This window comes from Geobacillus sp. G4 (assembly GCF_040327975.1).
Lineage (GTDB): Bacteria > Bacillota > Bacilli > Bacillales > Anoxybacillaceae > Geobacillus > Geobacillus thermoleovorans.
In genome coordinates, this window is sequence record NZ_JBEPJY010000010.1 from 35,329 (window position 1) to 50,561 (window position 15,233).

Here is a 15,233-nt window from a genome sequence, read left to right on the forward strand (position 1 = left end):
TGGCTTATCTTATTCCGCCTCTGCTTTGATTCTCTTATACAAGTCTTCGGCCCAGTCATATTTTTTGAACAGCTCGTCATAGAGCGGCTGCACAGCTTTTTCCATCTGCTTCACAAACTCATCGTTAGGAGTGGTGAATTTAATCCCATGCTCTTGCAAAAACTTCTTGTCTTCTTCGTAACTTTTTTCCATCAGCTCAAATTCATAGTTGGCTGCCTCTTTAGCTGCTTCTTGAATAATTTTCCGTTGTTCGTCCGTCAAGCTGTCCCAAAACTTTTTATTGACCACATACACATTTGGGCTAAACATATGCTTGGACTCTAATACATCTGTTTGAACTTCGTACCACCCGGAAGCCCGCAATGTCGCAATTGGGTTGTCTTGCCCATCTACCACTTTTTGCTCTAAAGCAGTGAACACTTCCGAAATCGGCAATGGTGTCACGTTAGCTCCCAACAATTTTCCAATCGTAATATAGTTCGGGATATTAGGCATCCGCAGGCGCAATCCTTTAAAATCGTCGATTGAGTCGATCGTTCTATTTGAAGAAAACATCCGGAACCCATTTGCACTCCACGCCAGCGGAACAACACCATGTTTCGCCTCAAGCTCTGCAGTAATTTCTTTCCCGATCGGACCATTCAACACTTTTTTAACATGTTCAAAATCTTTGAATAAGAACGGCCATTCAGGAACTCCCATTTTGGGGATGTCATTTTGCATGATCAACCCCGGAATCCCCATCTCAATCGTGCCATTGCGAACACCGTTGTAAAACTCCTGCTCTGCACCTAAAGCACTATTAGGATAAATCTCGACCTTAAGACTGCCGCCAGATTTCTCCTCAACGATCTTTTTAAACTTTTCACGCAACGCAACATTTTGCGGGTGACTTTCGGCAAAATAATTGGCCACCTTGATTACCCTAGTTCCACCTGTTTTCCCTCCGGCCGTTGATTTGGATCCGGAACCCCCGCAGCCGGAAAGCAGCAGAAGCAACAGGGATAAGATCACCGAAAAAACTGCCATTCGTCTCATGATACCATCAACTCCTTTTGCAACGCTGTTTTTATTAGAGAAAAAATATGAGGGTTAACTACTACTAAGTTGGAGATTAAGCGCTTTCAGAAAACACTTTCAAAAGACGAGTTTCTGACCTGTTTCTAAACGTCGGAAGATGCCTGTTTAAAAAACTGCCATCGTGTGGTTTGATATAGTAAAACTCAGTTTTGAAAACAATGAAAAAAATTAAAAACATCTAAATCGATTTTGTTTTATATTATAAAACATCGTTTATCAATGTAGTTCATCAGGCCTGATATTTTTATGTTAATCAAAATTTTCCGAACAGTCAATATAAAAAATAAAATTTGCCCTTATTTTTGTACAATGGCGCTGTTTATTTCAACAAAGGCAAATAAAAGTCCTCCTGGACACAACCAACAGCCATAAAAAATGCCATCCTCCCGACGCAAACCTCATCTTCGGGAGAACGGCTCGTTGGCCTGCTACGCCAAAACCCCCTCAATCTTCTCCAGCACCTCATCGCTGAGCACGACATCGACCGCCTTGACGTTTTCTTCGACTTGTTCCGGACGGCTGGCGCCAATTAAGGCGCTGGCGACGTTCGGCTGGCGCAGCACCCAAGCGAGGGCAAGCTGGGACAACGTAATGCCAAGCTCAGCCGCGATTTTTTCGAGTTGTTCCACTTTCGTTAACACTTCGTCATTGAGCAATCCTTGGATAAACGTATTCGCTCTTGGATCAGCGGCGCGGCTGTCAGCCGGCAACGCTTGACCTCGTTTGTATTTGCCGGTCAGCACCCCTTGGGCGAGCGGCGAAAAGACGATTTGACTGATGCCGTTTTGTTCGCACACCGGGATGACTTCCTTTTCAATATAACGGTGAAACATGTTGTATTGCGGCTGATTGACGACGATCCGATCGAGCAAGTAGCGGTCGGCCACGCCGAGCGCCTCTTGAATTTGCTGGGCCGTCCATTCGCTCACGCCGACATACAGCACTTTTCCTTGGCGGACGAGATCATCGATCGTACGCAACGTCTCATCGACCGGCGTTTCTTTGTCATAGCGGTGGCAGTAGTAGATATCGACATAATCCAGTTGCAGCCGCTTTAAGCTCGCATGGAGCTGCTCAAACACATGCTTGCGCGACAGGCCGCGGTCGTTCGGGCCGTCGCCCATCGGCCAAAACACTTTCGTCGCGATGACATACGATTCGCGCGGATATTTGCGCAGCGCCTCGCCGACGATTTTTTCCGCTTCCCCGCGCGCGTAGACGTTCGCTGTGTCAAACGAGTTGATGCCAAGTTCGTACGCCTTGTCAATGACGCGGATCGCGGTTTCTTTTTCCACCGAATTTCCATATGTAAGCCAGCTGCCTAAACTAATCTCACTGACTTTCAGCCCCGTGCGGCCGAGTTTTCGATACTTCACCTTCGCTCCCCTCTCCTTTTGACGGCAATCAATGCCAAATTCTTCATGTCCTCATTATAATCCTCGATCGCTGATTTGCAAAGAGATTTGCCTTACTATTCAAAAAATGACTTCCCCTTTTTTGCGTCCATCATCGTCTTTTTCAATCGATTCACAAAATTTTTGTAGATTTCCGTAGATTTTCGTAGATGCGCATTTACAATCAATTCGAAAAACATTCACAAATTTGTCACAAAGGAGGGGGGCTATTGATTTATTTCCACCAAGTTAACAAATACTACGGCGATTTTCATGTGTTGAAAGACATTAATTTGACGATCAACCAAGGGGAAGTCGTCGTCATTATCGGACCATCCGGCTCGGGCAAAAGCACGCTCGTGCGCTGCATCAACCGGCTCGAGACGATCTCAAGCGGCGAATTGATCGTCGACGGCATTAAAGTGAATGACAAACAGATCAACATTAACGAACTGCGGCGCAATATCGGCATGGTGTTTCAACATTTCAACTTATACCCGCACATGACCGTCTTGCAAAACATCACGTTGGCGCCGCGCAAAGTGCTCGGCATGTCTGAAAAAGAAGCGAACGAGATCGCCATGTATTACTTGGAGAAAGTCGGCATTCCGGACAAAGCGAACGCCTATCCGTCCGCGCTGTCCGGCGGCCAGCAGCAGCGCGTCGCCATCGCCCGCGGATTGGCGATGAAACCGAAAATCATGCTGTTTGACGAGCCGACATCAGCACTTGACCCGGAAACGATCGGCGAAGTGCTCGATGTCATGAAGCAGCTGGCGAAAGAAGGGATGACGATGGTTGTCGTCACCCACGAGATGGGGTTTGCCCGCGAGGTGGCCGATCGCATCGTCTTTATGGATCAAGGGCGCATTTTAGAGGAAGCGCCGCCTGAGGAGTTTTTCGCGGCCCCGAAAGAAGAACGGGCGCGCGTCTTTTTAAGCCGCATTTTAAACCATTAATTCCGGTCAATCAAAGGGGGTTTTGTTCATGAGAAAGAAAGCATGGAAATGGTGGATCGCCGTCGCCTTGACGGCCTTATTGAGCGCTGTTGCTTTAACGGGCTGCAGCACAACGGACAAAGGAGAAGGCGGAACATCGTCAGAAACCGCCAAAGCGACCAATACGCTTGAAAAAATTAAACAACGCGGCAAACTCATCGTTGGCGTCAAATATGATTTGAACTTATTCGGGTTGAAAAACCCGGAAACCGGAAAAGTCGAAGGATTTGACATTGATATTGCCAAAGGGTTGGCGAAAAAAATTCTCGGCGATGAAAACAAAATTGAATTGAAAGAAGTGACGTCAAAAACGCGCATCCCGATGCTGAACAACGGGGAAATTGACGCCATTATCGCCACCATGACGATCACCGAGGAACGGAAAAAAGAAGTGGATTTCTCGGATGTGTACTTTATGGCCGGGCAATCGCTGCTCGTCAAAAAAGACAGCCCGATCAACAGCGTGAAAGACTTGAAAAAAGGCATGACCGTTCTGACAGCGAAAGGATCGACATCGGCGGAAAACATCCGCAAAGTCGCGCCGCAGGTCAACGTGCTTGAATTTGAAAACTACGCGGAAGCGTTTACCGCATTGAAAGCCGGCCAAGGCGATGCGCTTACGACCGACAACGCGCTGCTTTGGGGGATGGCCAAACAAGATCCGAACTATCGCGTCCTTGATGAAACGTTCACCGAAGAACCGTACGGCATCGCCGTCCGCAAAGGAGACAAAGAACTGCTGCAAGTCATTAACGAATACTTAAAAGAAATTAAAGAAAACGGCGAATACGATAAGATCTACGAAAAATGGATCGGCAAAAAGCCGCAACAATAACAGGCGAAACGGTGGGCGGAACAATATCCGCCCACCTGTTTGCCCAAAGGACAGGCCATGAGTCAGCGAGGAAAGGAGGCGTTTAGCCTTGTTGCGCTATTCTATTTTAGTTGAACATTGGGATTTGTACATGCAAGGGTTTGGCCATACGATCAAGGCCAGCGTGCTGGCGCTGATCGGCAGCTTGGCCCTGGGGACTATCATCGCCATTTTCCGCATCGCGCCGATTCGCCCGCTCAATTGGATCGGAACGGCGTACGTGGAATTTATCCGCAACATCCCGCTTGTGTTGATCGTCTTTGTTTTTTTTATGGGCTTGCCCGCCGTCGGCATCCGGTTTGACTCGTTTACCGCCGGAACGCTCGGACTGATGGTGTATACCGCTGCTTTTATCGCCGAAGCGATCCGCTCGGGCATTCAAGCCGTTCCGAAAGGACAAATGGAAGCGGCCCGTTCCTCCGGGTTGACCTACTTACAGGCGATGCGTTACGTCATCTTGCCGCAGGCGGTGAAAATCGTCATTCCGCCGCTTGGCAACCAGTTCATCAACTTGGTGAAAAACTCTTCGGTGCTTGGCGTCATCGCCGGATTGGATTTAATGTATTACGGCGACTTGATTTCCTCGAAAACGTTCGTCACCTTTGACGTTTATATTTTCGTCGCCTTGTTTTACCTCGTCTTAACGATCCCGCTCAGCCTTGGCGTCGGCTACTTAGAGCGCCGGATGCTCAAGGCGCGGTAGGAAAGGAGGCCAAATGATGGATTTTGCCGGTGCTTACGCGCCCGCCCATTTGAAGTTTTTGCTTCAAGGGTTTCTCGTCACATTGGAAGTGGCGTTCATTTCGATTGTCTTGAGTTTTGTCTTTGGCATTATCATCGGAGTCATTCGCTATACGAAAATCCCGGTGCTTTCCCAATTTCTAGCTGTAATGGTCGAAACGATTCGGAATTTGCCGCTGTTGTTAATCATTTTCTTTACGTATTTCGCCCTTCCGGAAGTCGGACTCAAGCTGGATAAACTATATGCCGCCATTGCGGCCTTGGTCATTTTTGAATCGGCCATGTTGTCGGAAATTGTCCGCAGCGGCCTGCAGTCGATCGATAAAGGGCAAATCGAGGCGGCGCGCTCATCGGGGCTTACGTATGTGCAGACGTTATGGTACATCATTTTGCCGCAAGCGTTGCGGCGCATGGTGCCGCCGATCGTCAGCCAGTTTATTTCCTTATTGAAAGATACGTCGCTGGCCATTGTCATTTCCTTGCCGGAGCTGATGAACCATGCGCAAATCATTAACGGACGCAACGTCAATTTTGTCATCCCGATTTTCATTCTCGTGGCATTCATGTATTTTATCGTCAACTATTCGCTGTCGTTATTATCTCGCCGGTTGGAATACCGTCAGCGATGATGGAACCGTATCCCCTTCTTCAGCCGGGGCATACGGTTTTTTCTTGCCATCTCTTTTCGTTAAAAAAGATCCGTTGTTTTCGCTTCCCTGTTATATAATAGAATTATAGATTAGGCCATGACTTTCACAAAGGCGGTGACGTCCACTGTTCCAAACGAAAAAAGAACCGCTTTGGCTTCTTTTGCTTTTGCTTTCTGCTGCTGCGTTTCTGGGCGAAATGAAAATGAATCCGTTTGACAGCCCGTTTCGCGTCTCACTCGGCAGCGCCGTCTTTTTTCTCGGGCTTGTCGCCTTTCGCTCCCTTCCGCCGCTTGTGATTGGTGCAAGCACCGGAGCGGTGGTCGTTGGGTTTCGCGTCTTTCTTGACTCATTGACGGGCGAAATGTCCGCTTCAGAAAGTGTGCTGACCCACATTCCGGCAGCCGGGTATTATATCAGCTTTTCAGCGATGGCGGCTGCCGTTCGTTTTCGCCATCGAATGGCCGCACCGATTCGAGCTGGAGTGGTTGGAGCGGCGCTCGACTTTTTTGCTAACGCCTGTGAACTAGGGATCCGGTATTGGATGGGGGAGCCGTTTGCCTTCAGCGGCCAAACAGTCATCGTCTTATGGTTATTCGCCATTTTGCGCAGTTTCTGCGTGATTGGCGTTTACAATATGTGGGTGACGAAGCATGTCCGCTCGCTCGCTGAAGCGAGAAAGCAAGAACTCGAGCGTCTCATTATGGTGAGCAGCGGATTATACGAAGAAATGTTTTACTTGCAAAAATCAATGGCTCTCATGGAAGACATGACGCGCCAAAGCTATGACCTTTACTCGCGGCTGATCGAAAGAAAACACGTTGAACCGCGCGTCGCCCTGGAGCTTGCCGAACATATTCACGAGACGAAAAAAGATATGCAACGCATTTTCGCCGGCCTTTCTAAGCTTATCGGCCGCCAATCGGTGCGCGGGCGCATTTCGATTGCCGAACTGTGCGCCATGGTCATTCGCGCCAATGAAAAATACGCCAACTTATCCGGAAAAACGATCACATTTTTGTACAACGGCCATATCGATCTCATGACCGACCAACTGTATCCGCTTCTTTCCGTGCTTAACAACTTGGTATCGAATGCCGTCGAGGCGATTGAGAAAACGGGCGCCGTCACTTTGCATGCACGTCTTCGCGGAAACGAGTTAATCATCGAAGTGGAGGATACCGGCCCCGGCATTGCGGCTGATGACATCACTTGGATTTTTCAGCCCGGATTCACAACAAAATACGACCGCCAAGGCAATCCGTCAACAGGCATCGGTCTTACCCATGCACGCGATATCGCCCAAACACTTGGGGGGCATCTACAGCTCGTCAAAAGCGAGCCGGGGCAGACGGTGTTTCGTCTTGCCGTGCCGACAGCCCACCTCCTGCAAAGCACGCCGATCACAGCCGAAATGTCCGATCACGAGGCTGACCAGCAAGAAAATGCCGTGATGTAGGCAATGGCACCCATTCTGGAACTTCCAAAGAAAGGAGAGAACAAAGGACATGGGGCTTCGCTTTTTTCTCATCGAAGACGATCCCGCCGTAAGGAAGATGTTGGAAAAGTTAATTGATGAATCCGAACTTGGCGAGGTGGTCGGCTGTGCCGAAGATGGACTGCACGTTCGCGCGGCCGACTTGCTTCACGTGGATGTGGTGCTCATTGACTTGTTAATGCCGGGGCGTGATGGCATTCAGACGATCAAGGCGTTGCGGGAAGAAGGATTTGCCGGAACCTTTATCATGATTTCTCAAGTTGAAAACAAAGAAATGATCGGCCAAGCCTATTTGCATGGCATTGACACGTACATTCAAAAACCGATCAACCGCTATGAAGTGCTGTCCGTGCTGAAACGCGTCGCCGATCACATGTCCGCCGTCCGCTCGCTCGAGTCGATCCGCCAGGTGCTCAAAGGGTTTGAGACGCAAACGGCCGATGCCGCCGTCTCCAAACCGTCCGCCATTGAGCAACAGGCGCAACAGCTTCTGCTTCTTCTTGGCGTCGCCGGCGAGGCGGGCAGCGCGGATGTGCTTCTCGTGGTGCGCTGGTTGGCCGAGCAAGAAGCAAAAGGCCTTCCCGTCCGCGAACTGCCGCCGCTGAAAGAACTGTATGCAGGACTCGTCCAGCGGGAATACGGCCTGTCCCCGACTGAAACGGCCAAGGAAGCGCGGGCGATGGAACAGCGCATCCGTCGGCTCGTCTTGCAGGCGTTCACCCATCTCGCTTCCCTCGGCCTGACTGACTACACGAACCCGACGTTTGAGCATTTCGCACCTAGGCTGTTTGATTTCGGTGACATCCGTCGACGGATGAAAGAGCTCGAACGCGGCCAAGCTGAGACGGAATGCCGGATGAATGTGCGGAAGTTTTTAACGGCTTTTTTTCTCGAGCTGAAGCGCGTCTAGAAAGCTGGTGATTTAGTGAAGAAGGCTGATGGCCCCGCCTATTTTTCAATTAGAGAAACCTTGCCGGACGGACTTGCGATTCTGATCCAACGCCGTTGATTTGCGCGCGACGCCCCGTTTTTCACTAGGCTTCTAGGGGTGGGGAATCCACCATCCCCTTCACTTCACGACCCGCAAATGCGAAAAACTTGGAACTCGGGATGATGAAGTTGCGTTTCCTGTTAAATGGCCAGTCTTCTACATGATGATGGGGCTGCCTTTAGGACAGGTCAACCTTTTTCATTCCTTATGCCAACTGCGCCGCTCTTCGCTAGCAACGAATGAGACAAAACGGACGGCCGCCATGGATGTGCTGAAGCAGCGGCACATCTTCCTTAATCACCCTGCCGATGACGTTGACTTTGTCATCAGCGGGAAGATCCGTTAAGGTGATTTGCAGTTCCCCAGCATAACGACCGTAGCGTTCGTTGTCAATCGTCACGCTTCCGATCGGCCGCGGCGCCGGATCGATGGAATGCAACGCTTCCTGCGGCCATGCAAGGGTGCAGCGAGATTCAACTGAGCGAATCACATCACGGGCAGCGTCACGCCGATTCGTGTGCACTGTTTCGATAAGAGACAGCCAGCGGGCTGATACGATTGGCCGGTAGCGAATGGGAATGATTTCTTGCCGCACCCACTCCATTCGCCTAAGCACATCGTCCGACACCGATAAGTCTCCAACAAACACTTTTTCCACCTTATACGTTTTGATCGACTCGATATAGGCGTAGACCGGATCAGCTTCCCGATGATCCTCTAACGTTGGCAGCCCTTTGTAAAGCGGACCGCGCTTTTGGGCATTGCCAGGGACAAAGGTGCCGATTGATGCTATGCCGCATTGGCGCAACATTCGGTTTTGTTTCATGAGCGTGTCGCCCGAAAGACCAGTTTCCGGGCGCGGGTAAAAGTTATGCCATGCTTCCACCCCCGCCCAGTCGATTTGTCGCGATGTCAACTCCTGAATTTCGCTTTCTGTGATCGTACTGGCGTTCAATACGACTTTCATCTGCTTGGAAAGCTGCACCGTTTCGTCCCACGAGAAGCCGTCGTCAAGCCGCAGCCCGACCATCCCCCACTCGTTGAGCGCCCTGGCAACGCCAACGCCGGTTGGCAAGTACGAAAGCACGGTGGGGGTGGCGTCTGCTACCACCCCCACCCCGTAGTGGCGGGCGAGCCGGCCGATCCATTCCAACTTCTCTTGCTCGCCTAGTTCTTTTCCCTTCAAAAGGTGCAGCGAAGTAAACAGTTCCCTCGCTCCACAACTCGCCGCTTTCCGAAACGCTTCTTCGATTTGTTCAAACGGTTGAAAAAGATAAAAGGAAAAGGAAAGCATCGCCATCCCTCTCTATATATTTTCTGCCATTTCCTCTTTAAACCCGAACCAATAGGTAAACAGGAACCCAAACGCATAGGAAATGACCAATCCGATGAAATACGTCATATATTTCGCATCAGCAATGAGCGGGATGAGTGACAGCCCAGACACGCCAATGCCAAGCGCCGCTGTTTTCATCACCGCTTGAAATGCACCGCCGACCGCCGCTCCCAAGCACGCGGTAACAAACGGCCGCCCAAGCGGCAATGTCACCCCGTACAACAGCGGCTCCCCGATGCCTAAAAATCCAACCGGCAATGCCCCTTTGATAATGTTGCGAAGCCGCTTGTTTTTTGTTTTGACATACACGGCCATCGCTGCTCCAACTTGACCGGCTCCAGCCATCGCCAATACCGGCAGTAGAGGTGTCGAGCCTAATTTTTGAATCAATTCCATATGAATCGGGGTTAATCCGTGATGCAGTCCGACCATCACGAGCGGCAAAAACGTTCCGGCCAACACAGCGCCAGCGACTACTCCACCGATGTCAAGCACCGCTTTCAGCCCGCTTGTAATCGCTAACGACAACCAACCGGCAAGCGGCTGTACCGCGATCAAAGTGAATAGACAGACGATTAATACGGTAACGAGCGGCGTGACAATAATGTCGACCGTATTCGGCACAAACGAACGCACCCGTTTTTCGACCGCCGCCATGAGCCAAGCGGCAAGCAAAACGGCAAACAGTCCTCCCCTCCCAGGTGTAAGCGCTTCCCCAAATAGTTTTATATCAGCCAATGCCGGGTTGAAGACGAGAATACCGGCAATCGCTCCTAATACAGGAGTGCCGCCAAACTCTTTCGCTGTATTATATCCGACTAACACGCCAAGTGAGGCAAAAATCCCCCCGCCTATCAACAATAACAGCTGCAGCCACGTCGTCTGCGGATCAACGCCGGCGTTTTTCGCAAAGTTGGCGATTCCGTTAATAATCCCCGATGCAACCAACCCAGGAATAAGCGGAATGAAGATGCTGCCGATTTTACGAAGCAATCGCTTTAGCGGCGTTTGCTGACGCGCTTTGACTTCCGCTTTTGTCCGCTCCGCGATATCCTCCATCCCATCTTCAATTACTTCCCCAAGTTCTAAACCGGCAAGCTCGCATAACGCAGCCGCTACTTTATTGACAACGCCCGGGCCAACAACGATTTGCAAAGTCTCATCCTCAATGACTCCCATGACCCCTTCGATCTGTGTTAAGGCGTCCATGTTCGCTTTGCCCGGATCGCGCAACGACACGCGCACCCGCGTCATGCAATGGGCAACGCGGGTGATGTTTTCTTTTCCCCCAACGTACTGAAGTATCGATATTGCTATTTGTTGTTCTCGAGTCATGATATTTCTCTCCCCCTTATTTCGTTATTCAAGCGCTTTACGCACAAACCCTTCGGCTTGCTGCAGTCGTTTTTTTGCCTCTTCATAACCGCATTGGCGCAAAATCATCACGATCGCTGTTTTCACCTCCCCTTTAGCCTGTTCATAATAACGGGACGCCTCTTCGGCGCTGACTCCTGTCGCCTCTATTAAAATGCGCTTTGCCCGCTCTTTTAACTTTTCATTTGTCGCTTGTACATCGACCATCCAGTTCCCATACACTTTGCCGATCCCGACCATCGCTGCCGTAGAAATCATGTTGAGCACCATTTTTTGTGCTGTCCCAGCTTTTAACCTCGTTGAACCGGCCAACACTTCCGGCCCTGTTTCGATTTCCACCGCCGCATCGGCATACTCGCTAATGACGGCTCCTTTATTGCAGGCGATGCTTCCGGTCGATGCCCCGATTTGTTTGGCGTAACGAAGGGCGCTAACGACATATGGCGTTCGACCGCTCGCTGCAATGCCAATAACGACATCGTTTTCCGTCAAGCCGACTGCCTGCAGATCGCGAACAGCAGCCTCTTCATCATCTTCCGCTCCTTCCACCGCCTTCGCAATCGCTTCCAGTCCTCCGGCAAGAATCGCCTGCACCATGGACGGTTCGGTTCCAAACGTCGGCGGGCATTCGACCGCATCAAGCAATCCGAGCCGGCCGCTCGTCCCCGCCCCGACGTAAATCAACCGCCCCCCACGCCGAAATGCGGCGATGACAAGATGGACGACTTTTTCAATACAATCCAGTTGCTTGGATACTGCAATGACCGCAGCCTGGTCTTCTTCATTCATGACGTCTAAAATTTCTCTTGTCGTCATTCCATCCAAATGTTTCGTCTTTTCGTTTCGTTGCTCTGTCGCAAGATGTTCAAGCAATTTTGTCACCTCTTTGCATGTTTTAAGAAATTATATTTCATAATTATATTATAAATTTATGAAATAAAATATCAATCTATTCTTTTTTGTTTGAAACATTCCTACAAAAAAGCGGGCCCGTCACAGGCCCGCTTTACCTCCGCAACCGCACCACTTCTTCTCTTGTTTGATGAAATCGTTCAATGATCCGGCTTCCCACTCGATGGAACGTAATCAAATACAAGGCATCGATCACGTTGAGCTGCACCATTCTCGATGCCATACTGCCAATGCGATGGTCTTGCTCAACATCCGGCAGCGCAAGTCGAATATCCGCTTCCTTATATAACGGTGATGAAGGATCAAGCTTTGTAATGGCAATGACTGTCGCCTGCTGCTTTTTTGCAAACCGGGCAATCTCCAATACATCTTTCGTCCGCCCTGACGTCGATATGGCCACGAACACATCTCCTTCTTTCAAATGGGCCACCAGTGGCAGCATCATATGAAAATCAGGCGATGTTGCCGCCATGTAGCCAAGTTTCGTAAACTTATAACTAGCATCCACCGCTGCCGCTGCCGAGCCGCCTACTCCGTAAAAAACCACCTTCTTGGCTTTGATCATCGCCTCAGCGGCTTTTTCTAACTCGCGCTTATCGAGTGTTGTCGTCGTTGCCTCAATGGCCGCCTTATTCACATAGGTCACTTTCATAAACAGCTCATACGGCGCATTCGGCTTGTCAATGATGGAAAAATCGTTAATGTTCATATCCGCCATCGCCAACTCGCGAACAAGCGCCAGCTTCAATCCTGGAAAGCTGCCGATGCCGATCGCCTTGCAAAAGCGAACGACACTCGCCTCGCTTGTATCAGCCGCCCGCGCCAGTTCTTTGGTGGTCATCGTTGGAATCAGCTCGGCATGGCGAAGAAGATAGGCAGCCACTTTTTGTTCCGCTGGCGACAATTGCTCGAGCTGCTGTTCGATTTTCGCTAAGATCCCTATTTCATTCATCATGGATCCCATCCTTTCCGGCCGCTGTTGCTATCCCCATCTTATCACGGATATCCCTTTGGACTCTACACTACAAAAAACTTGAATAAAAAATGTTTGAATTCAAGATATATATCTGCTATGATAATGATGTGATCATTACGTGAACAAGAGGAGGAGAACCATGACGACCTTTCAACTCGACAAAGCGCACAGCTCTGTCGCCTTCCAAGTGAGACATATGATGATCTCCAAAGCGAAAGGGGAATTCACCAACTTTGACGTTGAGGTGCAAGGCGACATCAACGAACTCGAGTCGCTGAACGTGAAAGCGACGATCGACGCCGCCTCGATCGATACGAAAAACGCCGACCGCGACAATCATCTCCGCTCGGCCGACTTTTTCGATGTCGAGAACTATCCAACCATTACGTTTGTCAGTGAGTCCGTGCGCAAGCTTTCCGACACGGAATATGAAGTGACCGGGAAGCTGACGATCCGCGGCGTGACGAGAACGGAAACGTTCAAAGTCGAATACAACGGCCAAGTGAAAAACCCGCTCACCGGCGGCATCTCGGTCGGTTTTGATGTCGAAGGAACGATCAACCGCGAAGACTACGGGTTGGTATGGAACGTCGCGCTCGAAACCGGCGGATTCCTCGTCGGGAAAGAAGTCAAAATCCTCGCGAGCTTTGAATTCGCTCTCAGCTGAACGACCAAGCAACAAGCCCTTAGCCATTTGCGAGGCTAAGGGCTTATTGCGCTTCATTGCGCCGTATACCCGCCATCGATCACGACCGCCTGGCCGGTGATTCCTTTCGCTTGTTCGCCTGCCAAAAAGAGAACATAATGGGCGACTTCTTCAACGGACAAGAGCCGCCGCTGCGGCACGAGCGGGTAAATCACTTCCTCGAGCACCTTCTCAAGCGGCACCTTTCTCGTCGCCGCCAAATCAGCGAGCTGATTGCGGACGAGTTCTGTGTCGACATACCCCGGACAAAGTGCGTTCACCGTAATGCCGTACGGTGCCCCTTCTAGCGCCGCCACTTTCGTTAAGCCGATCACCCCGTGTTTTGCGCTGTTGTAGGCGGCTTTTCCGGCAAACCCGATCAATCCGTTAATCGACGCCATGTTGATAATGCGGCCGTAGCGCTGCTCCTTCATCAGCGGAAACGCATGCTTAATGGCCAAAAACGGGCCGACGAGCATGACGCGGATCAACTGCTCGAACTTCTCGGTCGGAAAGTCTTCAATATTGGCGACATATTGCAAACCGGCGTTGTTCACGACAATATCGAGACGCTCCCACCGTTTGACCGCTTCATGGATCGTTTGTTTCACCTCTTCTTCCGCCGTCACATCACACTTGACGCCGACGGCCTCGCAGCCTAGCTGCCGCAACGACTCTGCCGCCTGTTCCACCTCTTCCTGCTTCAAGTCGGCAAGCACGACGTTCACGCCGTTGGTTGCCAACGTTTTCGCCACTTCATAACCGATCCCCCGCGCCGCTCCGGTGACGAGGGCTGTGCGATGCGCCATCATTCCCCTTCCCCCTGCTTCATCTGGTTATACACCTCATCATACTGCTTCGCCAAGTCAAAATCGAGCTTCGTCAGCCCTTTCGCCCGCCATGAGGACAGTTTCACTGTAATGAGCTTGTAGTCGATCGAAATGAACGGGTGGTGGTTTGTGTTTTCCGAAATCGCGGCGATTCGCCGAACGAACTCGATTCCTTGCAAGTAGTCTTGAAAACGGTATTTTTTCACAATCCACCGCTCATCGACCAGCTTCCAGCCGTCCGCTTTTTCAAGCAGTGCTTGCACTTCCTCTTCCGTTAACCGCACCGTTATCCCTCACCCTCTATATTTTGAAATATGCCAGCCAGCGAAACCGTCAAATCAGCGAACAAAAACGAGACGAGCACATCGCCTTCGCCAAAGACGCTCCGCTTCTCATACCCTTTTTCGCCGCGGCCGTACACTTCCACCGTTCGATGCAGCGGATCCACGATCCAATATTCCTTGACGCCAAACTGTTCGTACAACATATACTTTTCGTTTCGATCTTTCAACGCTGTACTTGGCGAAAGCACTTCCACTACCAAGTCAGGCGGACCATCGCAGCCTCGGCTGCCAATTTGGCTTTGATCGCAAATGACGGAGATATCTGGTTGCACGACATGCTTCGCCTGTTCATAGTCCGCCTGCTCATCAAGGCGTACATCAAATGGCGCCATGACAACCGTGCATCCTTTTTCACGAAAAAATGCCCGCAAAGCGACATACAATTCACCGACGATAGACTGGCGGACAAATGAAGGGGCCGGTGCCATGTTGTAGGGCACGCCGTTGATCAGCTCCCACCGTCCGTCCCACTTGACATAATCTTGATACGTATACCGTTCCTTTTGCCGCTCGGTCGGCTTCACGTCCATTCCCCCACCCGCTTGCTTTGCCC

The 15,233-nt window shown here is 50.7% G+C and carries 16 protein-coding genes; 7 read left to right on the plus strand and 9 right to left on the minus strand.

What is annotated here, in order from left to right; genetic code table 11:
* Positions 1-9 precede the first annotated feature (9 nt).
* Both ABS784_RS12655 and ABS784_RS12660 read right to left on the minus strand, forming a co-directional pair.
* Positions 10-1,038, minus strand: coding sequence for a TRAP transporter substrate-binding protein (locus ABS784_RS12655; RefSeq protein WP_352512696.1), 1,029 nt, complete (start codon positions 1,036-1,038; stop codon positions 10-12).
* Positions 1,039-1,508: 470 nt separating this feature from the next.
* Positions 1,509-2,456 carry an aldo/keto reductase family protein gene (locus ABS784_RS12660; protein ID WP_138187401.1) on the minus strand — a complete coding sequence of 316 codons (948 nt, stop codon included), beginning with the start codon at positions 2,454-2,456 and terminating at the stop codon, positions 1,509-1,511.
* A 248-nt stretch (positions 2,457-2,704) separates the two neighbouring features.
* Here ABS784_RS12660 and ABS784_RS12665 point away from each other — a divergent pair, with 248 nt between their 5' ends.
* The 6 genes from ABS784_RS12665 (at position 2,705) to ABS784_RS12690 (ending at position 8,142) form a co-directional block, all read left to right on the plus strand.
* Complete coding sequence (locus tag ABS784_RS12665) at positions 2,705-3,433, plus strand: amino acid ABC transporter ATP-binding protein (RefSeq protein WP_352512698.1); 729 nt, start codon at positions 2,705-2,707, stop codon at positions 3,431-3,433.
* A gap of 28 nt (positions 3,434-3,461) precedes the next feature.
* On the plus strand, positions 3,462-4,307 hold the full coding sequence (locus ABS784_RS12670; RefSeq protein ID WP_011231463.1) for a glutamate ABC transporter substrate-binding protein: 846 nt from the start codon (positions 3,462-3,464) through the stop codon (positions 4,305-4,307).
* 88 nt (positions 4,308-4,395) lie between these two features.
* The gene (locus ABS784_RS12675; RefSeq protein ID WP_352512701.1) at positions 4,396-5,049 is read left to right on the plus strand and encodes an amino acid ABC transporter permease; all 654 of its coding nucleotides are present in this window, start codon (positions 4,396-4,398) and stop codon (positions 5,047-5,049) included.
* Positions 5,050-5,065: 16 nt separating this feature from the next.
* Positions 5,066-5,716: an amino acid ABC transporter permease gene (locus tag ABS784_RS12680; protein WP_119877365.1), complete on the plus strand. Its 651-nt coding sequence runs from the start codon at positions 5,066-5,068 to the stop codon at positions 5,714-5,716.
* Positions 5,717-5,939: 223 nt separating this feature from the next.
* On the plus strand, positions 5,940-7,193 hold the full coding sequence (locus ABS784_RS12685; protein ID WP_352512703.1) for a sensor histidine kinase: 1,254 nt from the start codon (positions 5,940-5,942) through the stop codon (positions 7,191-7,193).
* A 49-nt stretch (positions 7,194-7,242) separates the two neighbouring features.
* Positions 7,243-8,142 carry a response regulator gene (locus ABS784_RS12690; protein WP_014196040.1) on the plus strand — a complete coding sequence of 300 codons (900 nt, stop codon included), beginning with the start codon at positions 7,243-7,245 and terminating at the stop codon, positions 8,140-8,142.
* Positions 8,143-8,452: 310 nt separating this feature from the next.
* On the opposite strand, the gene ABS784_RS12695 is transcribed toward ABS784_RS12690, so the two are convergent.
* The 4 genes from ABS784_RS12695 to ABS784_RS12710 all read right to left on the minus strand — a co-directional run bounded on the left by ABS784_RS12695 (position 8,453) and on the right by ABS784_RS12710 (position 12,797).
* Entirely contained in the window at positions 8,453-9,517 is a 1,065-nt protein-coding gene (locus tag ABS784_RS12695; RefSeq protein WP_144329755.1) for a MupG family TIM beta-alpha barrel fold protein, read from the minus strand.
* A gap of 12 nt (positions 9,518-9,529) precedes the next feature.
* A complete protein-coding gene (locus tag ABS784_RS12700; protein ID WP_014196042.1) occupies positions 9,530-10,894 on the minus strand; it encodes a PTS transporter subunit EIIC in 1,365 nt (454 codons plus the stop codon).
* Between the two features lie 24 nt (positions 10,895-10,918).
* Positions 10,919-11,806 (minus strand): N-acetylmuramic acid 6-phosphate etherase, encoded by an 888-nt coding sequence (gene murQ, locus ABS784_RS12705; protein ID WP_014196043.1) that lies wholly within the window; start codon positions 11,804-11,806, stop codon positions 10,919-10,921.
* A 133-nt stretch (positions 11,807-11,939) separates the two neighbouring features.
* Entirely contained in the window at positions 11,940-12,797 is an 858-nt protein-coding gene (locus tag ABS784_RS12710) for a MurR/RpiR family transcriptional regulator (protein WP_025039049.1), read from the minus strand.
* A gap of 163 nt (positions 12,798-12,960) precedes the next feature.
* Between ABS784_RS12710 and ABS784_RS12715 the strand changes: the two genes are divergently transcribed.
* Complete coding sequence (locus ABS784_RS12715) at positions 12,961-13,488, plus strand: YceI family protein (RefSeq protein ID WP_014196045.1); 528 nt, start codon at positions 12,961-12,963, stop codon at positions 13,486-13,488.
* Positions 13,489-13,541: 53 nt separating this feature from the next.
* On the opposite strand, the gene ABS784_RS12720 is transcribed toward ABS784_RS12715, so the two are convergent.
* Genes ABS784_RS12720 through ABS784_RS12730 form a run of 3 tightly spaced genes read right to left on the minus strand, consistent with a single transcriptional unit; the run spans position 13,542 to position 15,210 of the window.
* Positions 13,542-14,318, minus strand: a complete 777-nt coding sequence (locus tag ABS784_RS12720; protein ID WP_021322426.1) for a 3-hydroxybutyrate dehydrogenase — start codon at positions 14,316-14,318, stop codon at positions 13,542-13,544.
* A complete protein-coding gene (locus ABS784_RS12725; RefSeq protein ID WP_014196047.1) occupies positions 14,315-14,620 on the minus strand; it encodes a 4a-hydroxytetrahydrobiopterin dehydratase in 306 nt (101 codons plus the stop codon). The genes ABS784_RS12720 and ABS784_RS12725 overlap by 4 nt, the downstream gene beginning before the upstream one ends.
* A gap of 2 nt (positions 14,621-14,622) precedes the next feature.
* On the minus strand, positions 14,623-15,210 hold the full coding sequence (locus ABS784_RS12730) for a Uma2 family endonuclease (protein ID WP_023633585.1): 588 nt from the start codon (positions 15,208-15,210) through the stop codon (positions 14,623-14,625).
* Between the last annotated feature and the right edge of the window lie 23 nt (positions 15,211-15,233).